19 protein-coding genes and 1 pseudogene are annotated in these 23,632 nt (G+C 44.6%); 9 read left to right on the top strand and 11 right to left on the bottom strand.

What is annotated here, in order from left to right; translation table 11 throughout:
- Positions 1–107: 107 nt before the first annotated feature.
- Positions 108–1,367: an imidazolonepropionase gene (gene hutI / locus ACYX4W_RS07425; RefSeq protein ID WP_476075140.1), complete on the top strand. Its 1,260-nt coding sequence runs from the start codon at positions 108–110 to the stop codon at positions 1,365–1,367.
- On the top strand, positions 1,360–2,328 hold the full coding sequence (gene hutG / locus ACYX4W_RS07420; RefSeq protein ID WP_476075139.1) for a formimidoylglutamase: 969 nt from the start codon (positions 1,360–1,362) through the stop codon (positions 2,326–2,328). The genes hutI and hutG overlap by 8 nt, the downstream gene beginning before the upstream one ends.
- Before the next feature lie 11 nt (positions 2,329–2,339).
- On the opposite strand, the gene sstT is transcribed toward hutG, so the two are convergent.
- The 4 genes from sstT to ACYX4W_RS07400 form a co-directional block, all read right to left on the bottom strand.
- The gene (gene sstT, locus ACYX4W_RS07415) at positions 2,340–3,560 is read right to left on the bottom strand and encodes a serine/threonine transporter SstT (RefSeq protein ID WP_476075138.1); all 1,221 of its coding nucleotides are present in this window, start codon (positions 3,558–3,560) and stop codon (positions 2,340–2,342) included.
- A 128-nt stretch (positions 3,561–3,688) separates the two neighbouring features.
- Complete coding sequence (locus tag ACYX4W_RS07410; protein ID WP_476075137.1) at positions 3,689–7,426, bottom strand: AAA family ATPase; 3,738 nt, start codon at positions 7,424–7,426, stop codon at positions 3,689–3,691.
- Positions 7,427–7,430: 4 nt separating this feature from the next.
- The gene (sbcD, locus tag ACYX4W_RS07405) at positions 7,431–8,942 is read right to left on the bottom strand and encodes an exonuclease subunit SbcD (RefSeq protein ID WP_476075136.1); all 1,512 of its coding nucleotides are present in this window, start codon (positions 8,940–8,942) and stop codon (positions 7,431–7,433) included.
- Between the two features lie 261 nt (positions 8,943–9,203).
- The gene (locus ACYX4W_RS07400; RefSeq protein WP_476075135.1) at positions 9,204–10,496 is read right to left on the bottom strand and encodes a TMEM143 family protein; all 1,293 of its coding nucleotides are present in this window, start codon (positions 10,494–10,496) and stop codon (positions 9,204–9,206) included.
- A gap of 208 nt (positions 10,497–10,704) precedes the next feature.
- Between ACYX4W_RS07400 and ACYX4W_RS07395 the strand changes: the two genes are divergently transcribed.
- The 3 genes and pseudogenes from ACYX4W_RS07395 to ACYX4W_RS07385 form a co-directional block, all read left to right on the top strand.
- Positions 10,705–12,003, top strand: coding sequence for a methyl-accepting chemotaxis protein (locus ACYX4W_RS07395; protein ID WP_476075134.1), 1,299 nt, complete (start codon positions 10,705–10,707; stop codon positions 12,001–12,003).
- Between the two features lie 105 nt (positions 12,004–12,108).
- Complete coding sequence (locus ACYX4W_RS07390) at positions 12,109–12,711, top strand: YigZ family protein (protein WP_476075133.1); 603 nt, start codon at positions 12,109–12,111, stop codon at positions 12,709–12,711.
- Between the two features lie 2 nt (positions 12,712–12,713).
- Positions 12,714–12,776: pseudogene (locus tag ACYX4W_RS07385) on the top strand (hypothetical protein); the annotation flags it as partial.
- Positions 12,777–12,861: 85 nt separating this feature from the next.
- On the opposite strand, the gene ACYX4W_RS07380 reads toward ACYX4W_RS07385, so the two are convergent.
- The 3 genes from ACYX4W_RS07380 to ACYX4W_RS07370 form a co-directional block, all read right to left on the bottom strand.
- Positions 12,862–13,398: a peroxiredoxin-like family protein gene (locus ACYX4W_RS07380; protein WP_476075132.1), complete on the bottom strand. Its 537-nt coding sequence runs from the start codon at positions 13,396–13,398 to the stop codon at positions 12,862–12,864.
- Positions 13,399–13,644: 246 nt separating this feature from the next.
- Complete coding sequence (locus ACYX4W_RS07375) at positions 13,645–15,591, bottom strand: M1 family metallopeptidase (RefSeq protein WP_476075131.1); 1,947 nt, start codon at positions 15,589–15,591, stop codon at positions 13,645–13,647.
- 145 nt (positions 15,592–15,736) lie between these two features.
- Positions 15,737–16,165 carry an organic hydroperoxide resistance protein gene (locus ACYX4W_RS07370; RefSeq protein WP_476075130.1) on the bottom strand — a complete coding sequence of 143 codons (429 nt, stop codon included), beginning with the start codon at positions 16,163–16,165 and terminating at the stop codon, positions 15,737–15,739.
- Between the two features lie 139 nt (positions 16,166–16,304).
- Between ACYX4W_RS07370 and ACYX4W_RS07365 the strand changes: the two genes are divergently transcribed.
- The 3 genes from ACYX4W_RS07365 to ACYX4W_RS07355 all read left to right on the top strand — a co-directional run bounded on the left by ACYX4W_RS07365 (position 16,305) and on the right by ACYX4W_RS07355 (position 18,095).
- Positions 16,305–16,745, top strand: a complete 441-nt coding sequence (locus tag ACYX4W_RS07365; RefSeq protein ID WP_476075129.1) for a MarR family winged helix-turn-helix transcriptional regulator — start codon at positions 16,305–16,307, stop codon at positions 16,743–16,745.
- A gap of 153 nt (positions 16,746–16,898) precedes the next feature.
- A complete protein-coding gene (trhA, locus tag ACYX4W_RS07360) occupies positions 16,899–17,555 on the top strand; it encodes a PAQR family membrane homeostasis protein TrhA (protein WP_476075128.1) in 657 nt (218 codons plus the stop codon).
- Between the two features lie 24 nt (positions 17,556–17,579).
- Positions 17,580–18,095, top strand: coding sequence for a protein-tyrosine phosphatase family protein (locus ACYX4W_RS07355; RefSeq protein ID WP_476075127.1), 516 nt, complete (start codon positions 17,580–17,582; stop codon positions 18,093–18,095).
- 58 nt (positions 18,096–18,153) lie between these two features.
- Here the strand turns inward: ACYX4W_RS07355 and ACYX4W_RS07350 are convergent, their stop codons facing one another.
- Positions 18,154–19,062, bottom strand: a complete 909-nt coding sequence (locus ACYX4W_RS07350; RefSeq protein ID WP_474808522.1) for a LysR substrate-binding domain-containing protein — start codon at positions 19,060–19,062, stop codon at positions 18,154–18,156.
- 311 nt (positions 19,063–19,373) lie between these two features.
- Here ACYX4W_RS07350 and ACYX4W_RS07345 point away from each other — a divergent pair, with 311 nt between their 5' ends.
- Positions 19,374–20,351, top strand: coding sequence for a universal stress protein (locus ACYX4W_RS07345; protein ID WP_334057183.1), 978 nt, complete (start codon positions 19,374–19,376; stop codon positions 20,349–20,351).
- Positions 20,352–20,437: 86 nt separating this feature from the next.
- On the opposite strand, the gene ACYX4W_RS07340 is transcribed toward ACYX4W_RS07345, so the two are convergent.
- The 3 genes from ACYX4W_RS07340 to pstB all read right to left on the bottom strand — a co-directional run bounded on the left by ACYX4W_RS07340 (position 20,438) and on the right by pstB (position 23,627).
- The gene (locus ACYX4W_RS07340; RefSeq protein WP_474808525.1) at positions 20,438–21,709 is read right to left on the bottom strand and encodes an inorganic phosphate transporter; all 1,272 of its coding nucleotides are present in this window, start codon (positions 21,707–21,709) and stop codon (positions 20,438–20,440) included.
- Positions 21,710–22,049: 340 nt separating this feature from the next.
- Positions 22,050–22,766, bottom strand: a complete 717-nt coding sequence (gene phoU / locus ACYX4W_RS07335; protein ID WP_476054905.1) for a phosphate signaling complex protein PhoU — start codon at positions 22,764–22,766, stop codon at positions 22,050–22,052.
- Between the two features lie 54 nt (positions 22,767–22,820).
- Positions 22,821–23,627: a phosphate ABC transporter ATP-binding protein PstB gene (pstB, locus tag ACYX4W_RS07330; RefSeq protein ID WP_476054907.1), complete on the bottom strand. Its 807-nt coding sequence runs from the start codon at positions 23,625–23,627 to the stop codon at positions 22,821–22,823.
- Positions 23,628–23,632: the final 5 nt, after the last annotated feature.

Below are 23,632 nucleotides of genomic sequence, written 5' to 3'. Positions count from 1 at the left end.
GTATGCACAAGTACACTGACTTTTAAAATTGCACTATGTTTCAGTGAAAACACTGGGTAAAACTAGGCAAAGAGCTAGACAGTAGGTGACTTAGGGTTGAGCACATTATGGGTTATCAGTACGACACGCTTATTTACAACGTTCGCATTGCATCTATGCAGGAAAGTGAGCAGCCTTATGGCGAATTACCGCCACACGCCATTGCCATAAAAGACGGCAAAATTGCTGCACTAATTCCCTGCGATAATTCACTGAGCGAAGTGCTTAAGCAGACCAAAAGCGTAATAAATGCCACTACCCTAGTTCCGCAAAATGAAGGTACAACGCCCAAACACCCGTGGCTATTGCCTGGCTTCATCGATTGTCATACTCATCTAGTGTACGGCGGCAGCCGCGCCGAAGAATTTGAAATGCGATTACAGGGCGCAAGTTATGTAGACATAGCGCATCGCGGTGGTGGCATTAAAGGAACGGTTGAAAAAACACGCAGGGCTGATGAACACACTCTGCTTCACAATGCGATAAAGCGAGCAAAGCGACTATGCGAAGAAGGTGTTACCACCATTGAAGTAAAATCAGGTTACGGGCTAGATTTAGACACTGAAGAACGCATGTTACGTGTGGCTAAATCTCTTGAACAACACCTTCCTGTGAGTATTAAATCTACCTATTTAGGCGCTCACGCCCTGCCAAATGAATTTACTGAGGACCCAGACGGGTATATCGATTTCATTTGCAACAAGGCACTGCCTCATATTGCTTCGCAAAACTTGGCTGACGCCGTTGATGTATTTTGTGAAACCATCGGCTTTTCAACTTCACAAACAGAACGGGTGTTTAGCTGCGCGCAGCAGCACGGTTTACCCATTAAAGCTCATGTAGAGCAGCTTAGCGACAGCAAAGGTGCAGTTCTAGCAGCTAAGTACGGCGCACTGTCGGTAGATCATATCGAATACTTAGCTGACAGCGATATCCCCTTACTTGCCCAAAGTGGTACTGTTGCCGTATTACTTCCGGGCGCGTTTTATTATCTAAGTGAAGTGCAAAAGCCGCCGGTAAATGCACTTCGGGCCCATAATATTCCAATGGCGATAGCGACAGACTTTAACCCTGGCAGCTCACCGTTAGCCTCAATCCTTACCGCGATAAATATGGGGTGTGTGCTGTTTCAACTTACGCCAGAAGAAGCGCTACGCGGCGCCACTGCACACGCGGCGAGCGCACTTGGGCTGCACGACCGAGGTGTTATTGAAGCAGGTAAGCTTGCAGACTTAACACTGTGGGATATCGAAACGCCGGCAGAGCTCGCCTATTGTATTAATGGCCACCGCCCCGTTGCGGTGTTTAAGGAAGGTAAACATGTTTAAGTGGCAAGGCAGAATAGACAGTGAAGATGGTGCTGAAGGCTTGCGCTGGCATCAAAAAGTTAACGAAATTAAGGATGCTGAAGATAGCGCCTTGACCAACACTATTACTCTTGTTGGTTTTGAAAGTGATTTGGGTGTGGCATTTAACAAAGGCCGCGTAGGTGCAGCCGCGGGTCCAAACGCTATTCGCCAAGCACTTGCAAACTTGCCCTGGCACTGGCCAAGCGCAGGATTGGCTGATCTAGGGAATGTTACCGCTAAAGAGAACTTAGCCCAAGCACAAACCCAATATGCCGACGCCATTTGTTATGCGCTCAAGCAACATGATGGATTGGTCATTGGGCTGGGAGGGGGACATGAAATTGCATGGGGTAGCTATCAAGGCGTTTTTAATGCAAGCCCAAAAACGTCCCGTATTGGTATTATTAATTTCGACGCCCATTTTGATTTAAGAAAACCTTCTCCAAACACCAGTTCAGGTACGCCGTTCAGGCAAGTGTATGAGCACTGCCAGTTACACGACACACCGTTTCATTATGCCTGTTTGGGCGTATCGAAAGCAGCCAATACACCAGCACTGTTTGACTTTGCTAACACATCTAACACGCGCTTTTTAACCGACGTGGCATTAAGTGATGAATCACTTTGTATGCAGCGAATAGATGAGCTGCTATCTCCGATGTTAAAAGACATTGATGAGCTTTACGTCACAGTGTGTTTAGATGCATTTCCAGCAGCACAGGCACCTGGTGTTAGTGCACCTTGTGCATTGGGGATTTCTCCGGCTCTTGTTATCAACACGCTCCACTTTTTAGCTCAACACCAAAATACTTACGGGTATCAATGGAGACTGTGTGACATTGCGGAAATGAACCCGAATTATGATATTGATAGCCGTACAGCAAAGCTGGCTGCACGGCTAATTTTTGAGGCGGTAGATGCAATAAGCTCGCACACTTAACGATTTAACATTTACTTGCCGCCTGCCCTTTCACACGCAGCGGCGGTAAACAAGACATCAGTGGAGCTATTTAGTGCGGTTTCAGCAGAGTCTTGCAACACGCCAACAATAAAGCCTACTGCGACCACCTGCATAGCCACTTCATTCGGTATATTAAACAGGCTACAGGCAAGCGGAATCAGCAATAGCGAACCGCCAGCAACACCTGAACTTCCGCATGCTGATACCGCAGCAATAACGCTTAACAGTACAGCAGTAGGGAAATCTACAGAAATACCTAAGGTATTAACCGCAGCTAGTGTAAGCACCGTGATGGTGATCGCAGCCCCAGCCATATTAATGGTAGCGCCTAACGGAATGGATACCGAGTAGGTATCTTCATCTAGCTTTAAACGTTTGCACAACGCCATGTTAACCGGAATATTGGCGGCAGAGCTACGGGTGAAAAATGCCGTGATACCGCTTTCTTTTAAGCATTTAAACACCAGAGGGTACGGATTTTTTTTCGTTGCCAAAAAGACTAACAGCGGGTTGGTTACAAGTGCAATAAATAACATTGCGCCAATGAGTACCGTTAATAAATGGGAATAGCCAAGCAAAGCTTTAAAGCCTGTTGTAGCAATAGTGTTGGCTACCAAACCGAAAATACCAAATGGCGCAAGCCTGATAACAAAACTCACTACGGTTGTTACGCTATCTGCCATATTTTGCAGCAGGGCTTTCGTTGCCTCGCTAGCGTGTCGTAGGCCTAAACCTAGGCCTACAGCCCAAGTAAGAATACCGATGTAGTTTCCATTTACTAGTGCATTCACTGGGTTATCCACCATGTTATAAAGCAAGGTGGTAAGCACTTCCGACACCCCTTTTGGTGCAGCTTGGCTAATGTCAGAGGTCACTAAACTTAAACTTGTGGGAAAAGCAAAGCTTGCTAATACAGCAGTTAGTGCAGCCAGTAACGTACCTAATAAATACAGCACTAGTACCGGTTTGATAAAGGTTTGCTCGTTTTGTTTGTGGTTAGCGATTGACGCCATGACCAAAACAAACACTAATAGAGGCGCTATAGCTTTAAGGGCCTTTACGAATAAGCTCCCCAACAGCCCTGCTGATTGGGCGGCAGACGGTGAAAAACTCGCTATCGCAATACCACATACGATACCAATGATAATTTGCAGTACCAAACTGCCATTCATGTAGCGCTGAAACAGGCTAGGGCGTGACGTTGAATCCATAAATGCTGGTCCATTATTATTTTTGACGACGCACCATAATGTATTACGCGCAACAAATGAACCTGTTTAGTCTTAGTTACTTGCAAATTACCGTATGCTTGCCGTTTATGAGGGTTTACGCGGTGAGTTCATCCCACCGCATAAGGTTTTTCTAGTGCACTTAACCCCACACCGTTGCGTTTAATCACTTTAAGCTGCGTAGGGATACGCTCTTTCATGGCTTCAATATGGCTTATCACGCCAATCATCTTTCCGCTGGCATTTAGGTTGTCTAGTGCATCAAGGGCCACATCTAACGTTTCTGCATCAAGGGTGCCAAAGCCTTCATCCAAAAACAGTGAATCGATACTGGTTTTGTGGCTGACTAGGTCAGATAACGCCAAGGCTAGTGCAAGGCTTACCAAAAAGCTTTCTCCGCCAGATAGGGTTTTGGTATCTCGTACAACATCACCTTGCCAGGTGTCTAATACACTTAAACCCAACCCTTCTTTTTCTTTTCGCATTAGCTGATAGCGACCGTGCAATTTATCAAGCTGCTGATTAGCAAGCTGCACTAGGTTATCTAAAGTAAGCCCTTGAGCAAAACGTCTGAATTTGTCGCCGCTGGCCGAACCAATTAACGAGTGCAGGTAAGTAATATCATCATAATACGCCTCAAACGCGGCCATCTCATCCACAAGCTGCTGCTGCCTTTCGCGGGCTTGATTGTTAGCACTTAGTTGCTGCTCAATTTGCCCTAAAGAAGATAACAGGGTGTCACGCTGCTGAGCTTGCTGGGTAATTTTCGTATCGAGCCACTGTGCACCGTGCTCTTCTAACTCGCTCTGCCACTGCCCTGCATCAGCATGGGCTTTTAGCGATTGTTCGGTTGCTAGCGCATTCTCCAGCTTTAAGTCTGCTTGTTGTTTTTGCTGCGTTAGTCGCTGTTGTAGTTCAAGCAGGGTGTTGCGAGTTTCTTCGTCTAAAAGGGCATTGCTAAACGCGTGCTCGTCGACAAATGGGCTGCTCGCCAACTGACGGCTAAAGTGCTCTGTTGCCTCCGTAAGTGCTTGCTCTTTTTCGCGCATTTGCTCATTAAGCTGGGCAATTTCGGCTTCTAAACGAGACAAAATAGTGTCTGTTTGTTGCAAGCGAGATTTGCATTCACTTACGTTTTGCTCAGCCTTTTCTTGGGCAGCGCTTGCCTTATTCCTTGTTTCAGCAATATTGCCTTCAGGGAATACAGTTGTGCGTGAGTTTCGCAGCGTCTTTAAACTATCATCTAGCTGCACAAGCTCTTCGGATACGCCCTTAAGCTGGTTCTCAGCGCTTTCGACATCACGATTGACCACAAGCAAGGTGCTACTTACCTCTTGCAACTCATCTTTAAGTTTGGCGTGTAGCTGATAATTGTGTTTATAGGTTTTAAGCGCTTCGGCTTTTTCATTTAACCACGTGGTAATTCCATCAATAGACAGGTTGTGAATGTCAGCACCGTGCGCCGTCATAGTCTCGCTGAGCGCTAAAATACCATCGTTAACCCCTTTTGTTTTATTCTCTAACTCTGCACTATGTTCGGTAAATTGCTTTTCCAAGGTTTCGCGCTGCTGCAGAGAAACTGCAAGTTCTGACTGTTTGGCTTGTAGCAGCTGTTGCGCTTCATTTTTAGCCTGCAATGCAGCATTTAGAGCTTGCTCGTACTCTTCTAAACGCGTTAATTGGGCACTAATATCATCAAGACGAGTTTTAAACTGCTGGGTAAATTGAGCGACGCTTTGCGATGTATTAATGTCGACCTTTTCAAAACTCGATATATCAGCGCTAAGTACGCTTGAAATCTGCTGCCACTTTTCTAGCAGCGTATCTCGTTGCCCGCTTGCCTGTTCTAGCTGCTTATTAACCTGAGCAAGAGTGAATTCAGTGTGTGTAACGCTTTCTTTTGCCCGCGCCCCTTGCTGCTCAATATCATCTAACTGCTGCTTTAAGCTATCTCGCTTTTGAATAGTTTCAGGTACATCAATCGCCACGCTAGACGTGGTGTGTTCGTTAGCCCCACAAACAGGGCATGGCTCGCCACTTTTTAACTGTGCGCGCAGGTGCGCCACTTCAGCATCCAGGGCGATAAGCGATTCTATATCTTTTAAATTACTACGAATTTGCCTGTAAGCATCAACCAAGGCTTGGCGGTCAGATTGCTGCTGCGCTAGTTGCTTCGCCAAGTCTTCTTTCTGCGAGCTAAGCGCTACTTTGTCTTGCTCTAGTGCCAAATATTGCTGTTGAATATGCCCTATCTGTAACACGTTATCCCAATGTTGAAGTTTTGTATCACGCTCTTTCTGAAGGCTTGCTTTGCTGGTTGCATTAGCACTATTAGTATCACTTGGTTTGTCAGATAGCGCGGCCTGAAGTGCCTTTTCGCACTTGGCTACTTGCGCGTTTTTGTCATCGAAGGTCTGCGTTAACGCGCTCAACGACGCATTTGTTTTTACGATAGCTTCATCTAGGGATGAAAGCGCCTGACGATCATTCTTTACGCTTTGTGTCAGTGTTTCTAACTGCTTTTTATCATGTTCAATATGACGCGCCGTTTCACTCCAACCACTTATAAATTCTGCCATGCCGCTGAGTGAATGATGCTCACTCAAGTAAGCTTCCAGTTCACCAAGCTTGGTCTTGTTATCTGCCGAAGCGTTTTCAATTTCTGTGCGCTTTAGCGTTAACGCGTTTATTGACTGCCTTAAAAGTGCCGCGTTTTCGTTTGCTTTTTGCTGTTCAGTAGTGAGCTGCGCTATTTGGTTATCTAGCGGAACTACCTGCTCATTTACGCGCTTTTCAAGCTCACTGCTTTGTTGCTTTGTAAGAACTAACGCTTGTTCAGCATTGGTCACTTCCAAACTGAGCTGTGCCTTTTGCGTTTTTAAGTCGGGCAGCTGGGCTGCTTTCTCTTCAAGTTTTTCTTTATAGCGGGTTACATCTTGCTGAAGCCCATTTCTTTGCAAGAATGGCAGGCGAAGCTTTTCAGCTGGCTCGCTTTGGGTGAGGAGTTCAAGCTCATGCTTCGCCTCATTGATGGCGTTATTCGCGCTCCGCTGCGCTTCACTGGCTTCTTTTATGGTTAGCTCGTTTGTGTTAAACGCATGTTGCCACTGCTGTTGCTTTTGTAACTGAACAAGTGTTTGGTTAGACGCTGCGACTTGGATCTTGGTTTGTGCTTGCTCCTCTTCAAGCTGGGTGATTTGCTCGTCGCTAAGCAAGGTTACGCCTTCTAGCTTTATCGCAAACTCTTTTTTCTTTTGTTTAGCGTCACTGAATTGCTGATGTACTGCCTGTGATATCTGCCCGTAAATTTCGGTGCCAGTTAACTCTTCAAGCAGCTCAGCTCGGTCGGCCTCGTTAGCATTTAAAAACGCAGCAAAATCCCCTTGCGACAACATCATAGACTTTGTGAAACGGGCAAAATTAAGGCCAGTCAGCTTTTCGATCTCTTCGCTTTTCGGCCTAACTTGGGTGGCCAATACCTTGCCGCTTTCAACTTCGGCAAGCTCAACATCGGCACTTTGCAGGTTACCGTCTACTTTTCCTCTGGCACGGCGCATACTCCAAAACGCACGGTATGCTTTCCCCTTAATATCAAACTCAACCTCCGCCAAACACTCCGCCGTGCCGCGGGTCATGATGTCGTTGTTAGATGTTGAAATTGGCCCCAAGCGAGGGGTTTGGTGATAAAGCGCTAAACAAATGGCATCAAGCAGCGTGGTTTTACCCGCCCCGGTTGGGCCTGTGATAGCAAACAGGCCATTGTCGATAAACGGCGACTGGGTGAAATCTATTTTCCACTCCCCTTTTAGGGCGTTTAGGTTTTTAAGGCGTAAGGTCAATATTCTCATTGTATTACTCGCCTTTGTTGTCTGTCGTGTTTGCCAATGATGCCTCTATTGGCGCTTCAGCATCTTCATCATTGGTATGCACCCGCTCTACTGCTTCATTGAACAGCTGCCTTATCCGGTTTATGCGTGGAGCGTTTTTCTCTGAACCGGCTTCTTTCGTTTCTTCGGCGCTTTGATCATCATCTAGCAAAGCTTCTTGTGCCGACTCACCCGTTGGATTATCTTCTATGCTCTCCAGTGCCAAACGCGCTTCAAACACATCGTTTACCGATAGTTCGCTAAGCTGGACGTTTTGCTTTTCCGTTAAGCTATTTACCGTGGGCTTACGTTTGCGTTTTAGCTGAAGAATTTCAGCGTTTTTACCCTCTAACAAGGCTTGTATACGCTGCTGCAAATCGGTTAGGTAGTCCTCTGTTTCAACTTCAATGCATAACCACACAGGGTTTTGAGGACTAATGGCGTTATCCGTTACGCTAAGGGGTTTATTTACCTCGCTAAGGGCTTTATCCACTTCGCTAACGGCATCACCTGTTTGAGAAGAAGCTAGCGCGATGGCTTCGCTTTCATTAATGGCCGCCTCAATCGCTTGTAAATCGCCTTTTATTACTTCCATGGCCTGAAAGCGCGGTACCGGAAGCGTTGAGATAGTTGGCGTTGTGCTTTCAGATTCGAACGAGACTAACACCACTTGTTTTTGTGTATTCAGCTCATCAAAACTTAACGGTATTGGCGAACCTGAATAGCGAATGTGTTCGGTTTTTGCTACTTTTTGTGGCCTGTGAATATGCCCAAGTGCAATGTAGTCAGCCGGCGGAAACCCTTTGGCATCAAAGCCTTCAAGAGTACCAATGTAGATATCGCGTACACTCTCTGACTGACTCACGCCCAAAGCGGTTAAGTGCCCTGTAGCGATAATAGGAATGGCTGCGCTATTTTCGCTGCCCTCTTCTACATGCTGTTCCTCTACCCGCTTTTCTTCTATTGAGGCGCGCAGTGACAGGGCTTCATTATAAAGCGCTCCATAATGCTGCTTTATCGCATCGCCCAGCGCTTGACGCTTGTCAGTGGCGCTTTGCCCTGCTTCACTGACCAGCACATCACGTGGGCGAATAAAGGGTACGGCACACAATACGGCACCGGGCAGCCCCTTGCGATCATTCAGCGTAATGACTTGTTCACTTAATTCGCCGTATGTACTGGCAATTACGTGGCTATTTAAGTATTTCAGTAGCGCCTTACTTTCGTTCAACACCGACACTGAATCGTGATTTCCCCCCAGCACCACCAATGTACACTGCATGCCCTGTAATTCACCGATAAATGCATGGTAGAGCTCTCTGGCATAGCTAGGCGGCGTACCCGTGTCAAACACATCACCCGCAACAATAATCGCATCTATTTGATGCACTTCTACTTGTTGAAGAAGCCATTTAAGGAAAGCGGCATGTTCGTTTTTGCGACTTTTCGTAAAAAAGCTCTGACCTAAGTGCCAGTCAGATGTATGCAATATTTTCATGTAGAAGTGAACCAGACTTGTTGCATTGGAGATAGAGAAACGCATTTGGCGCAATGGCGCTGCTGCTATGGAGTGTCGATGTTAATCAACGCACCGTACATCAACTATAGAGATTTTGTGTTTTTATGACAATGGTTTGGAACTTCGATTGCCGGTCTTATTTTTTTCCTTGGCCTCGTTTATTTAAAACCAAAGGCGTCGCAAAGGATACCAGATGAAATAACCTAGCTTGGGCAATCTGCTAGACGGTACAAGAAACAATCAAACAGGCTGATAAATATTATCCCAATACTCATCAAGTATTTTCACGGCATCATTAAGCGCACGCGCAACAAAAACATCGCCGTTTTGTTCGACTAGTTCCATGTCCACCAGCTTAGTAATAGCATCGGTAACGTCGAAGTCGAGCGCACAATCAAGCTCTTCTGAAAAGTAATTTTCTATAATGTTATCAAGCGTTGCTAATGTCATTCCACCAGCGTCAATCTCCCGCTCTGCACGCACCGCGCAAAATGCAGCATCACCTTCTACGGACACTTCACTACATTTAAGCAAGAACGTATAAGCCAACAAAGCTTCTTTGCAGTCTTCTTCCTCTGCAGCGTCAATTAACGTATGAAATACACCTGCATTGTTATCTAAATTCTTAAAATAAAGATTGTCAGACAAAGCTTTCATAAAACGTATTTTTCGGTTTTTAAACTTTGTCCATTCCTTAAAGATAAAGCTGCCGAATACACCCATGCCAATACCAAAAGTTATTAGGCTTTGCTTAGTCAATTCCACTTCTTCGTTTTTAAAGCCCAGCCAAAACGCCAAAAAGGACGCCACAAGAAGTAGCGACGCGCCTAACTTAGTTACCAAGACGACGGTGCCGCCTATTGCAGCCGATGCACTTATAATTAACTTATCGAGCGGACGCATTTTGACTTCGCTATTGGGAAACAGCATCTCCAAGTCTGCTTTAGGTACGTTTTGGAAAAGCTTTACTATGGTGGAGCCAGGTTTAAAGGTGACTGGCGTTTGCCCTTTCTCTTTGAAGTAGGCTTCATCTTTAAAAGTGATATAAACGGCCACTTTGTCGTAGTTGGTAAATGACACCTGCTTTTTGCGAAGCCCGAAAAAGGTACGTACAGTTTCCGTTTTTATAGACTCCCCCCGTCGATAAAACACCACATTTTCAAAGTCATTGAAACTTACCGCGAGACGCACTTTGAACAAGGATTCTTCATTCAGCGCAGCTTCCAAATCATCATCTGTGACTTTCTCAAAATTAGCTGCGTTTAAGAGGCTGGCAAACCCCTTGGCAAACGCTTTTTGGTTCTGTTTGCGTACCCTTTCATCTGAAGGCTGCAATTCACGTGTGTCTTTATTTGGATCGAAATGGCTATAACTGTTTTTCAACGCCTCTAATTGTTCATGGTACTGGTAGTGTATACGGCTGACCAACAACGTAGAGAAAGTGCGAAAACCCGCAGAATCGTAAGAGAGTAATCCCTCACATAAATTAGCGACATCTCGTTTACGAAAAGGAATAAATCGTTCTAATGGCATCGGGTGGTCTTATCAGTTTTATTAATTCTTGCTCAATGCTGATAGTTACTTCACTGTAATAAAAACACAACCATTCTTGGCGGAATTAAGCCAAATGGATAATACCTAGCTCGTGAAATCCGCTAAATGTTTAAACGAAATATTTCTTCAACAAAGAGCATCTATACTGCGCGCATTCAAAAATATGTATGTAACTTAAGGAGACATTATGTTTGTATCAAGCTCTCGATACAATAATGACATATCGGCTCTTAGGGATGAGAGTCAAGGTTTGCTTGGTACGCTGGATGCGTTTAAAAATAATATGGCTTACGCCATCTACAGTACCGATGGACAGTGCACCTATGCCTCTCCAGCATTACTTTCCATTTTAAATTATCCAAACTCCACAGTAGCATCTTTTTCCCATGCTGCGATGCGCGTGGAAGGTATTGAAACCGAATCTCAATACAAGACGTTTTGGCAACAGCTCGTCAATGGTGGCAGTTTTAGCGACACTGTGGCTAGAAAGTCAGCACTTGGTGAAACCAAATGGCTTAAAGCAAGCTATGTTACTGTGAATAGAAATGGTAGTGTGGAAATACACGCTATTTATCATGATGTTACTGAGCACGAAAAAGCGTACTTCGAAGGTAAAGCAGTCACTGATGCGCTAAACAAATCGATGGCGGTTATCGAATTCGAGCCTGACGGCACTATTATTACAGCAAATGACAACTTCACTGCTACAGTCAAATACAGTTTGTCTGATATTCAGGGCAAACACCACCGCATGTTTTGCCGCGATAAGTTCTATCAAGAAAACCCTACTTTTTGGGATAACCTTGCTCGCGGAAATTTCTCTTCAGGCCAGTTTGAACGAGTAGATGCACACGGTAATGCATTGTGGTTAGAAGCAACCTACAATCCCGTGTTCGACGCTTCAGGTCGAGTAGTGAAAGTGATTAAATTCGCATCTAATATCACCGATGCAGTGAATGAGAAAGATGCCATTGCACAAGCAGCTGAATTAGCAGTATCAACCGCTGAAGAGACTTCACAAATTGCTGCTGATGGCGCTTCTTCCTTACAGCGCAGCGTAGAAACTTTCGACGTTGCTCTTTCAGAGGTTGAAGAGACCAATCTACTCATGCACGAGCTCAGTGAACAGTCGCTTAAGATTGAAACCATCGTGACGACCATTAGTGGTATTGCTGAGCAAACCAACTTGTTAGCGTTAAATGCGGCGATTGAAGCAGCACGAGCTGGCGATCAAGGCAGGGGTTTTGCCGTGGTTGCAGATGAAGTTAGACAGCTTGCACAACGCACTAGCGACTCGACGGTTGAAATAGAAAGCGTGGTTGCAGAAAACAGAAAGCTTGCAGACAAGTCCACGAAGAAAATGGCAGGGGTTAAAGACAGTGTTGACCAAAACAGTCAGCAGATTGCACAAGTTCAAAGCATAATTGATGAAATTCAAAAAGGCGCATTGAACGTATCTGAAACGGTTTCGGGTATATTGCGTTAAGAACAATCACACAAACCAAATGGTGCTGTCGATTATTGGCAGCTCCCTTTTTTTGAGAAGCCGAGTGCGTTGTACCTTGCTATTGTCTTAGCTTACAATGTGCCGATGACTTATCCCGTTCCCGCTAAACAGGTTGAAACCCTGTACGAAATTAAAAAAAGCAAATTCATCGCTTGTGCTGGCTTTGCCAACTCTCGTGAAAGTGCAATGGCGCTTTTAGAAAGCGTTAAACAGCAGTATCCCGACGCAAGACACCACTGCTGGGCTTATGTCTTCGGAAACCCTAACGCGCCTACTAGTGCGGCGATGGCCGATGACGGCGAGCCTAGCGGCACTGCCGGTAAACCCATATTGAATGTGCTTCAGCACAAAGATATTGGCGATATTATGGTTATTGTTACTCGGTATTTTGGCGGGATTAAATTAGGTGCAGGAGGCTTGGTTCGCGCGTACTCCGCAGCTGCTCAGCAAGCCATTGACGCTCTTGAAATAAGACAAGAAATTAAGCTAGAAGCACTTAGCGTGGATATCGACTTTAAACATGAACAGTTCGTACGTCACTTGGTAGAACAAGCCAAAGGTAAAATTGCCAATTGCAACTATGGAAGCAGTGTAGCAATAGAGGTTGAGCTACCTTTAGATGCACTAGGTGACTTTAGAAAGCAGATGGCGCCCATTGCTTTTTCAGTATCTGCTAAAAACGAGTAAGCTCAAGAAAATTAAAAGGCCTGAGTCCGATACAATATCGAAATCAGGCCTTGGTTGCCGTTTAAAAAATGAGTCCAACTGTATGGGGTCATTTCATAAACACTAGAGCCTCACTTTTGAACGACATATCACTATTACTGACTCGTAATCTTAGCCATTAAACGTACCGCGAATAGGATAGTTATTCTCTGGGTTGCGAATAAACTCTAGGCCAGATACTAGCTGCTCTAAGTCCGGACGAACAAAAGGCGCGTTAGCAATTTCAGCAATATGAATCTCGTTATCACCGTTAAGCACAAACAAGGCTGGTTCTGCAAAGTTATGATCCGTTTCTTTTTCTGAACGCGGCTCAGAAATATACAGACCTAACTTTTCCATATCGCTTTGCGACAATCCGTACGCAATAGGAAAGTTTATCGACAAGTCATCTAGATGCGCTTCTAGCTGGTCTTTACTATCGCCACTTACTGCAACAACATCAATATTAAGCTCACGTAGTCGACCTGTGAAATCTTCAAGTTTGTTTAGGTATTTAGTACAAATCGGACAGTGCTTACCACGGTACACTACCACCATCTTCCAGTCACATCCTTCGCCCTTGTCAGCCAGTGATATAGTTTCACCAGTTGATAGCGTCGCTTTTACTTCAGGAAAAGTAGTAGCTGGGTGCATCTTTTGTGTATACATAAAAACTCCTTAACGATTAATTCAAATCCTTCAGCGTGCGGCTAGCAAATAAGCTGTTCAGCTGCACTTGAATTACACTAGGTAAACGACACTAGGTAAGCGTTAGTACGCTTGTCCTAACTTTAAGATCGCCCAATTGAACAATCGTTCAATTCTTTTTGTATAAGTATTACTCGTGGTAGAAATAAAAAAGCAGCGCCTAATGCGCTGCTTTACCTGTTACTCACTTAACAGAAAGACTGATGATCAATCCACATAGCCTTCATTCGCTTTCACAGTTAGTGGGTGATAGCCCGACTTGGCTTCTTCAAATGCGCGCTTTGCAAAGGCTTTGCCTTCTGGCGTTTTTGAAAGCTCACGATAAAGCGGCTTAACCAGTTTATTTCGACCTATCGAAACCAGGTAACTATATAAACGTTCAAACGCAGGCTGATAGTTATTCTCTACTGCGATCATTAACCAACTATGTGCAATTTCGTTGTTTTTCGTCGAGGTTAATGAAAACGCTGAATCAAGTTCAGCAAGCTGAGCTTCGCTTAACGTTTCAGGCATGTTGTTTAAGAAATATAGCCACTCATGTACCGTCCACTGCGCGGTTTCAATATCCGCCGCTTTCACGTCGCCAGAAAGCCAAGCGCTTCGCGTATCATCGATTTTAGTAAAAGCATCAGATTCTGGCTGTGGTGCGTCTTTTGGAATACCAGGTTCAAAGATCCAAGTATGAATTCGCTCTGCGTCTAGCTTATCTGGGTACTGCTTCAATAACGTATTGTCTAAGTAGGTAATAAATGTATCAGTGGTAATACTCTTAAAAGCAAAGTCTTTGAAGTATTGCATTAAAAATGCGTCAAAGTTTTCGCGGCCAATTTTCTGTTCGATTTCACGTAAGAAAAGAGCGCCTTTTTCATAGGGAATATTAGAGAAAACGTCGTCTGGGTTACGGCCTCGAAGGTCGATGGCAAGGATTTCATCATTCTCATCTAGGGCTGCAATGTCGTTCTCTAAATCTTGATAACCCAGCACGGCTTCTTTCTTGAAGCGATCGTGGCCATAGATCATTTCCATAATGCGGTAAGTTAGATAAGTCGTGAAGCCTTCGTTTAACCAAAGGTCGCGCCATGTAGCATTAGTGACGGTGTTACCTGACCAGCTGTGTGCCAGTTCGTGTGCTATTAACGACACCAAGCTTTTATCCCCTGCGATAACTGTCGGCGTGATGAACGACAAACGAGGGTTTTCCATACCGCCAAACGGGAACGACGGCGGGAGAATAAGAAGGTCGTAACGGTCCCATTGATAAGGACCATAAGTTTCTTCTGTTACCTCCAACATGGCTTCGGTATCTTCAAATTCTTTTGCGGCGCTTTCAAGAAGTGCGGGCTCTGCATACACACCCGTGCGCTCGCCCATGGCTTTAAACTTTAAATCACCGATTGCTAACGCAATAAGATACGAAGGGATAGGTTGCGGCATGGTGAACTCATATTCTCCATCGCGCGCAGTAGTAGGGTCGTTCGACGCACTCATCACCGCCAATAGCGCTTCAGGTGTTTTAATGGTTGCGTCATAAGTTACCCGTACTTGCGGAGAATCTTGAAGCGGAATAAAGCTGCGCGCATGCACTGCTTGTGCTTGAGTGAATAGGAACGGGTGCTTTTTACCCGCAGTTTGCGCTGGTGTTAGCCATTGTACACCAGATGCTTCAGGCGAGGTTGAATACGCTACCGTTACTGAGTCTGCCGCGCTAGGTAGTGTAATTGTAAGAGGCGTACCTAAATCAGCGTCCGTCTCCCCCATTTCAAAAGGAACGATTTCACCGTCAACGGTTACACTCTTAATATCCAGAGCGCGGGTATCTAGGACCAATGTATTGTTTTCAGGCTCTGTTCGCTTTATATCAAGAGTCACATCACCAACTAGCTGCTGGGTCTCAAAATTTGCTGTTAGGTTTAGACTGAGATGGGTAACCCGAATCTCATTAGGGTTCGCGAAGGAGTGATAATCTACCCCAGAGGCAATGGCTGCATCGGCGTGATTTTCTACCGAAGCTGTTTTTGCTTCAGTGTTTGAATCTGAGCTTACGCTGACGGCTTGATCATTGTCTGTCTTGGCTGCGTCTACATTGCTGTTATCGCTGCACGCAAACAATACAGGCGCACATACGAACGTAGCCAGTAATCCGTATTTTTTCATATAACTTCCTAAAGGATGATTGATACGATATCAGTGTATCAATCTGTTATATGACTGGCGAATCTAATTCAATAAGCACGCCCGCTACGGCGGGCGTTATTATCTGTGTTTATTGGCGTTAACAGCTAAACCAATTGAAGTGAGATTAGGCTAAGCTAATTTCTACTTCAATGTTGCCACGGGTCGCGTTTGAATATGGGCATACCTGATGGGCAGTATCGACTAAGCTTTGTGCTTGTGCTTTGTCCATATCACCTAAATCTACGGTTAATTTAACCGCAATAGCAAAACCTTGCTCGATAGGGCCAATTGAAACGTCGCCCGTTACGCTAATGTCATCAGCTAGCTTTACCTTTTGCGATGCTGCTACATGCTTTAACGCCCCAATAAAGCACGCTGAATAGCCTGCCGCAAACATTTGCTCAGGGTTAGTACCTTCACCGCCAGCGCCACCTAGCGCCTTAGGGGTAGACAATTTAAGGTTTAAATTACCATCGCTAGATTTTGCTGTACCTTCGCGACCGCCGGTTGCTGTTGCGATTCCGGTATAAACGACTTGTTGAAGCTTATGCATAGTCGCTCTCCTCAATAATGAACTGCTAACTTACTTTGCGTGCAAAATAAATTAGCACTGAACCCAGTTGCAGATCAAGTATTTTGTATGCAAAATATAAATGACATTCAGAGACTAGTAACAATAAGGGTTAAGTGTCATGTCAGAATTATTAAAGTTGGAAAATCAGCTTTGTCATCGTTTTTATACGCTGTCGAATGCATTCACTCGCGCTTATCGTCCACTTCTTAAAGCGTTAGATATTACCTACCCTCAATACGTAACTTTAATGGCCCTTTGGGAAACCGATGACATCACTATTGCTGAGCTTCTTGAAAAAACAGTGATTGACGGTGGTGCCATGTCTTTGATTTTAAAAAAGCTTGAAGAAAAAGGCTTTTTAGTCGTGAATAAAGATGAGGTCGACAAACGCGTTAAGCGTGTACAGCTGACCAAAATGGGTAAGGAGCAAAAAGCCGTAGCAGAAGAAGTACCCGCGCAAATGCTTTGCAAGTTCAATGGTATGACTACAGAAGAAAGTCGCACATTAAAACACCTTCTGGATAAATTGGGCGGCTGTTTCGAAAACACCGATTTATAAGTTCCTTTGTAATCTTATCGTCATCAGACTATCGGCGTGTTCTGTTAATATTTTCATATTGAGCGAACAAGTGTGCGCTATAATTGTCATAGATATGCGGAAAGATAAATAAGAGGTGTGCATATTTCTACTGATTGCAAAACAGGAAACGTGATGACAGACGTAAAGGAACAAACAAAAGCTATTTCTGCCAAAGCTTACTCCGTTTTAGAAGAGTGGTTGAATAGTATTACTCACGGTATTGGCTTTATAGCGGCTATCGTGGGTTTAATATTTATGCTGTACCGCGCTGAAGATACATTAGCGCTAACCACAGCCGCCATTTACGGCTCTACCCTCATTCTCGTTTTTTTAAGTTCTACGCTTTACCATGCAATTTCGCATCAAAAGGCAAAGGGCTGGCTTAAGTTATTCGACCATAGTGCAATATATTTATTGATAGCAGGTACTTACACACCATTGTTACTGGTTTCGATTGGTGGCGTCTTAGGTATTACCATGACCGCTATTATTTGGAGCTTAGCGCTAGGTGGCGTCGCGTTTAAACTTATCGCTCAGCACAGGTTTCCAAAAGTGTCGGTAATGACCTATTTATTAATGGGCTGGATTGCTCTAGGCCTTATTTACCCGCTCTATGTTGCCCTGCCAGGCGCTGGACTCTGGTTACTGGTATCAGGTGGGCTGTGTTTCAGCGTAGGCGTGTGCTTTTACGTGGCAAAAAAGGTAAAGTACACCCATGCAATTTGGCACTTATTCGTAATTGGCGGATGCAGTTGCCATTACTTTTCTATTTATTATTTCGTCGTTTAACAAAAGGTTTTAGATAACGCAGCTATGCAAGACGCTGAGAAAAAAGAAGACAGCACAACAGCAAACCCGAATATCGCGTGGTTTTCACTACACGCAGGTCAAATATGCTTGGGGAAAAAGCCCGTAGAAAGCGATTTTAAACGGCTTAAGTCACTGGGTGTTACCCATATTGCAACGGTGCAAACCAGTGAAGAAAAAGCTCCGGTTATTCGCGATAGCTCGAACGCGGCAGGGTTAGAATGGTTATGGGTTCCCTTTTTACACCCGTCGTCAGAGTCACCCACCGAAGATGTACACCTACATCAATACCTTCATGAGCTATCTCAAATGCTAACTGAGGGAGCGAAGATATATCTACACTGCGACGGTTCACAGCACCGCTGTAGTCTTTTGTTCTATGCGCTTTGCCACTATTGCCGTGTTCCCTCTAACAGCGCTTACAATGCGCTGCACAGCTTTGGCGCTAGTGCGGCAAATAATCTTAAAAGATCCGAACTCACCTGGGCTGCAGAATTAGGGCATATCGCACCTAAAATGTAGGTCATTAAAAACGCGCGGCAATAAACATTACTAAACCGCGCGTGCTGTTAGGCAAAAACTATTTCAACGTTGGCTTTGGCAGCAAAGGCGAGATAATCTCACCAATACGACGAAACAGCTGCATACGTGTTGTGCCTGAACGCCATACTAATCCAATCTCTCTAAAGCCCTGCTCTTCAGCTGGGAAGCTTTTAAGTCCCGTGTGCTCAAGAATGGATTGATTGATCGCGAGCTCAGGTAGAAAGGTGTAACCCATTTTGCTGTTCGCTAATTGCACCAAAGTGTAGAGACTGCTTGCTGCCACGCTACTAATCTGGTCGCTATGCTGAAGGTTACATGCGCTTACGGCGTGTCCTGTCATACAATGCTCTTGCTGTAATAAGAAAATACTCTTTTTAGGCAAGGTCGAAATATCCACTGGGTTAGGCAGTTGCTCGGCCATATCTTCATGAGCGATGAGGTGGAAGGGGTCGTGCCCCAAAACCATTTGTTTACACCCTGGGGTTTCCATTGGAAGCGCTAAGATCAGTAAGTCTAATCGGCCATCAGTCAATTGCTGTAGCAGTTTTTCGGTGGTGTCTTCCTGCATCTCTAAATTGATCTCAGGTAGAAACGTAGAAAACGCACCCATCATGCCTTCAAACAAAAACGGTGCGATGGTAGGAATAACGCCTAACTTTAAGGTCCCTCGTTGCCAGTTGCCCGCGTTTTGCGCGTATTCAACTAGCTCACCGGCTTCTTGTAGCAGCACCTTACTGCGCTCAACAATATCTAAACCTAGTGAAGTAAACACAAACGTTTTGTGTTCACGTTCTAGAAGCTGACTTCCAAAATGTTCTTCTAAGTTCTGAATGGCCGTACTCAGTGTTGACTGACTTACATTACAGCGCTGGGCAGCACGATGAAAATGTTGCTCTTGATGTAGCGTCACCAAATAGTGCAGGTGCTTAAGATTAGGCCATTTCATGGATATCTCACAATGATTCAAAAAGGGATTAAAAAATATTGGATTAATCTAACATAAAGATTAAATACAGCCTAGGGCTGTTGCTTACGGTTAACCACCCTTTAAACTTATTGTTTAAGACCGCCTTTGCATATTAGCCTGTCTACTTCCTTCTATAAGAAGCTTTTAAGAAATTGCCATTCCCAACTGGAAAGCCTTTATAAGTAGCGTTAGGATTAAAGAAATGCATCAATTACCACATGTTTTTACAGCGAAGTAAGACCCGCTCTTGTATCATTCAATCAATTAAGCGAACCACTATTGAGGGCAGTATGAAAGGACATTATAAAAACATTTTATGTGTGTTGAGCGACTCACATCGTCAAGATGACACAGTTGCTCAAGCACTGCATATCGCCAAAGCTCACCAAGCCTCGCTTACCATTATGCTTTCTCTCGAATCACTCCCGCCTAATGCGAGTATGGTCATGGAGTCATTCTCTTACGTGGACTCTCAACAAACCATGGAAACTCAGGCTCAGCTTTGGCTTAAGCAGCAGGCAGAGAGCTGGGGTAAACAATACGAAGTGTCAACAGCTGTAACGGTTGGGCACCCGTTGATTGATATCGTTCGCTATGTGATGAACAATAATATCGACTTAGTGATAAAGCGAGCAGAAGAAAGCTTTTTAGATAAACTATTTGGCAGTTTGGATATGCAACTGTTTCGCAAATGCCCCTGCCCTCTGTGGGTTATCAATCACAAACCGCGTAGCCAGTATAAAAACGTAGTGGCAGCACTTGATCTTAACTACCACTACCCCAGTCACGAGGTATCAATAAGACGCGACCTTAACCGCGATATATTACGACATGCTAGCCAAATAGCCTTATTAGAATTTGCTCAGCTGCATATTGTTCACGTATTTGATGCGGTACCGGAAAACATAGCCAGAGATGGCTTTATTACCGTCGATAACGACAGGATGGAAACTGACCTAGCTAAAATTCACGCTGAGCGTGAAAAGGAGTTAGAGAAGCTACTTTCTGAACTTTCTGATGAACTCGACGACAATGTTTGGGAATATTTACAGCCTAAGAACCATATTGTGCATGGTTACCCACGTCGAGAAATTGCAGCTACAACTACATCGCTAGATACTGATGTAATTGTTATGGGTACAGTATCTCGCTTGGGAGTGCCTGGTTACATCATGGGTGATACTGCAGAAGAGACTATTCACCAGTTAAAATGTGCTGTGGTAGGCGTTAAACCAAGAGGGTTTGAATCGCCAATCTCACGAGATTGATAAGGTTAATCAGCTATCGACTTAAACTAAAAGGCCGCGCTTCATTGAAGCGCGGCCTTTTTGAATATAACAATAGGGTAAGCTTACTAAGCTACGCCAAATGCTGCCTTCAGTATAAAGAAGAAAACAATTGAAAGCAGTGCACCTGCTGGCAAGGTCACAATCCAAGACACAACGATATTTCTAACAATACCTAAGTTAAGCGCTGAAACACCACGTGCCAAACCTACACCTAAAACTGCACCCACTAACGTTTGCGTAGTTGAAATAGGCAAACCAGTACCTGAAGCAATAACTACCGTACACGCTGCGGCTAGTTCTGCGGCGAAGCCACGGCTTGGCGTTAAATGTGTAATGCCTTGACCGATGGTTTTAATAACGCGATGACCAAATAAAGCGAGACCTGCAACAATACCTAAACCGCCTAGTGGTAAAATCCACCAAGCCAGTGTGGCGCTTGCGTTAATCTCACCGCCACTGGTGACAACACTTACTACAGCCGCAAGAGGACCAATTGCGTTCGCTACGTCATTAGAACCGTGGGCGAATGCCATACAACACGCAGTTACTACCATAAGCAAAGCAAATACTTTTTCAACGTTTGCTGCCTGTAAGTCTGCATCTTCAGAACCGCTGAATTTCATACGGCCTATGAACCATTTACCCAAGAAACCAAGTGCTACAGCTATCCCAATTGCTAGCAGATAACCGTTAAGAGCGCTAAGTTCCAAGCCTACGTGCTTAAGCCCCTTCTTAATAGTAACAAGCGACATCACAAAGCCCGCTAATGCCATATAAAACGGCACATAACGCTTGGCATTGGCAAACGGAGAAGCAGTTTGGAAGATGAGCTTATGAGCGCTCATAAAGATAAGATAAGCAATGATGCCCGATATAGCCGGTGTTACTACCCAACTACCTACAATACCACCCACTTTATCCCACGCTACTGCGTCCATACTGACGCCAGTTGCCGTAAAGCCGATGATTGCACCAATAATAGAGTGCGTTGTAGATACAGGCCATCCCAACCAAGACGCTACCGCTAGCCATATTCCAGCCGCAAGTAGTGACGAGATCATACCTAATACTAGGTATTCAGGTATGTCTATAAAAAAGGTTGAGTCGATAATCCCTTTTCGAATGGTAGACGTTACTTCGCCACCTGCTAGGTAGGCGCCAGCAAACTCAAATATCATTGCAATGATAATGGCTTGTTTTATGGTTAAAGCTTTAGAACCCACTGACGTACCCATTGCGTTGGCAACGTCATTCGCTCCAATACCCCATGCCATGACGAAACCGACGCCGGCGGCAAGGATTATAAGAATTAGGCCATAACTTTCAAAAAATTCCACGGATAATCGCTCCCGATCTAAACGCGATTTAGGCTGGACGCTACTTGAGTAAGTAGCATGATCTCTTCACCCCAAGGGTTAGAGAAAGAAGTTAAAGACAAATTGTGTTTTATCATAAAGTTCGATTAAATTTTGCACGATCTGTTCTTGGCTGCGGCGCATGATAACGTAATCGTCATAGAAGCCATAGCGAAAATCACTGAAAAACGATAAAAGTATACGGAATTATTTGAATGCGATGATAAATCCATCAAATATTGCAGTTTTATGACAAATAAATTTCGCAAATATTCATATTTATACACTGATACGCAAAATAACACTGACCATTTGGACAGGATTACGTCAAATCTTCCAGTTTTTGCTGCATATTTTCCAGCGGCGTATGTCTTACATCTGTACCGCGAGTAAGATAAACCACATACTCACACACGTTTTTGCATCTATCACCAATACGTTCCAACGAGCGCATTGCCCATAAAACATCCAGCCAATCCTGCATATCGTCGGTGCTTTTCTGCATTTCTGAAGTGGTATAGGACAATAACCGTTTGTATTCACTGTCAATGCGATTGTCTTGGTCGTACACTTCTAATGCAGCAGCTTCATCCTGACGGGCAAAGGCGTCGAACGTGCCACGCATCATAGCCGCTACCCTTTCACCAATAAGCAACATGCTGCTTTTAATTGTATCTGAGCTTGGCAGCTTATTGCGCGTTACTAATTTGGCAATACGTTCAATCTCATCACCCATTCGCTCTATATCGGTAATGGCTTTTGAAATAGTCATAATTAAACGCAGGTCGCTGGCGGTAGGATGACGTTTTGCAATAATACGCAGGCATTCTTCGTCAATTTGAATTTCCATGGAGTTAATTTTTAAGTCATTCAACACCACTTTCTCAGCCAGTGCGGCATGGTTGTGCTTTACCGCTCTTAACGTATCAACCAGCTGCTGTTCAACTTCACCGCCCATGGTCAATACCGAGTTACGCAAGTTTTCCAACTCGATATTAAACGTACCCGAGATGTGCGTATTTAGGGCTACTTGACGCATGGTGAATTCTCCTCGCGGCATAATTCGAAATTAGGACACTCGTTCACTGGTACCTTATCCATATCGCCCCGTTATATAATCTTCGGTTTGCTTTTTATCAGGCATGGTAAAGAGTTTGTCACTGTCGGCATACTCTATCAGCCTCCCCTGATGGAAAAAGGCAGTATAGTCGCTTACCCGCGCTGCTTGTTGCATGTTATGCGTCACAATAATAATGGTGCACTGCTTTTTTAGCGAATCCATCAGTTCTTCGATAAAGAGTGTGGTTAAAGGGTCAAGCGCTGACGTGGGCTCATCTAACAGAAGTATGTCAGGTTTTAACGCCAACGCTCTGGCAATCACTAAACGCTGCTGCTGTCCACCGGATAGAACATGGGCAGACTCAAATAAGCGATCTTTTACCTCATCCCACAATGCAGCTTGTTTTAATGCGCCTTCAACGGCATCGTCTAAGTGTCGGCGAACCTTAACCCCTTGAAGCTTGAGCCCGTAACACACGTTTTCATAAATGCTCATCGGGAATGGATTCGGGCGCTGAAATACCATACCTACATTAGATCTAAGGCGTGATACGTTTACTTTACGGCTATTGATATTTCGACCGTCTATTATGATCTCGCCTTCATACTTACAGCCATCATACAAGTCGTTAAGGCGATTAAAACAACTGATTAGGGTTGATTTGCCGCAACCACTTTGACCAATTAACGCCGTAATTTTGTTTTTGGGTATTCGCATGCTGATGTCATTTAACACATGCTTATTACCAAACCATAAATTAAGGTTTTTCACCTCAACTGCAGTTTGTGCTTCACTAATATCATTAACGTTTAGCGTATTGTGTTCAAACAACTTCAACATGTTAT

The organism is Alteromonas sp. ABH4_454, from assembly GCF_056311775.1.
This window is presented reverse-complemented; position numbering and strand designations above follow the sequence as displayed.

What these genes read in the sequence shown, in the direction of transcription:
- ACYX4W_RS07365 (WP_476075129.1), top strand. Translation starts at nt 16,305, where the DNA reads ATGTCAGAATTATTAAAGTTGGAAAATCAGCTTTGTCATCGTTTTTAT.
- ACYX4W_RS07390 (WP_476075133.1), top strand. Translation starts at nt 12,109, where the DNA reads ATGACTTATCCCGTTCCCGCTAAACAGGTTGAAACCCTGTACGAAATT.
- ACYX4W_RS07400 (WP_476075135.1), bottom strand. Translation starts at nt 10,496, where the DNA reads ATGCCATTAGAACGATTTATTCCTTTTCGTAAACGAGATGTCGCTAAT.
- ACYX4W_RS07395 (WP_476075134.1), top strand. Translation starts at nt 10,705, where the DNA reads ATGTTTGTATCAAGCTCTCGATACAATAATGACATATCGGCTCTTAGG.
- ACYX4W_RS07375 (WP_476075131.1), bottom strand. Translation starts at nt 15,591, where the DNA reads ATGAAAAAATACGGATTACTGGCTACGTTCGTATGTGCGCCTGTATTG.
- ACYX4W_RS07410 (WP_476075137.1), bottom strand. Translation starts at nt 7,426, where the DNA reads ATGAGAATATTGACCTTACGCCTTAAAAACCTAAACGCCCTAAAAGGG.
- trhA (WP_476075128.1), top strand. Translation starts at nt 16,899, where the DNA reads ATGACAGACGTAAAGGAACAAACAAAAGCTATTTCTGCCAAAGCTTAC.
- ACYX4W_RS07350 (WP_474808522.1), bottom strand. Translation starts at nt 19,062, where the DNA reads ATGAAATGGCCTAATCTTAAGCACCTGCACTATTTGGTGACGCTACAT.
- pstB (WP_476054907.1), bottom strand. Translation starts at nt 23,627, where the DNA reads ATGTTGAAGTTGTTTGAACACAATACGCTAAACGTTAATGATATTAGT.
- hutI (WP_476075140.1), top strand. Translation starts at nt 108, where the DNA reads ATGGGTTATCAGTACGACACGCTTATTTACAACGTTCGCATTGCATCT.
- hutG (WP_476075139.1), top strand. Translation starts at nt 1,360, where the DNA reads ATGTTTAAGTGGCAAGGCAGAATAGACAGTGAAGATGGTGCTGAAGGC.
- ACYX4W_RS07380 (WP_476075132.1), bottom strand. Translation starts at nt 13,398, where the DNA reads ATGTATACACAAAAGATGCACCCAGCTACTACTTTTCCTGAAGTAAAA.
- ACYX4W_RS07370 (WP_476075130.1), bottom strand. Translation starts at nt 16,165, where the DNA reads ATGCATAAGCTTCAACAAGTCGTTTATACCGGAATCGCAACAGCAACC.
- ACYX4W_RS07355 (WP_476075127.1), top strand. Translation starts at nt 17,580, where the DNA reads ATGCAAGACGCTGAGAAAAAAGAAGACAGCACAACAGCAAACCCGAAT.
- sstT (WP_476075138.1), bottom strand. Translation starts at nt 3,560, where the DNA reads ATGGATTCAACGTCACGCCCTAGCCTGTTTCAGCGCTACATGAATGGC.
- ACYX4W_RS07345 (WP_334057183.1), top strand. Translation starts at nt 19,374, where the DNA reads ATGAAAGGACATTATAAAAACATTTTATGTGTGTTGAGCGACTCACAT.
- phoU (WP_476054905.1), bottom strand. Translation starts at nt 22,766, where the DNA reads ATGCGTCAAGTAGCCCTAAATACGCACATCTCGGGTACGTTTAATATC.
- sbcD (WP_476075136.1), bottom strand. Translation starts at nt 8,942, where the DNA reads ATGAAAATATTGCATACATCTGACTGGCACTTAGGTCAGAGCTTTTTT.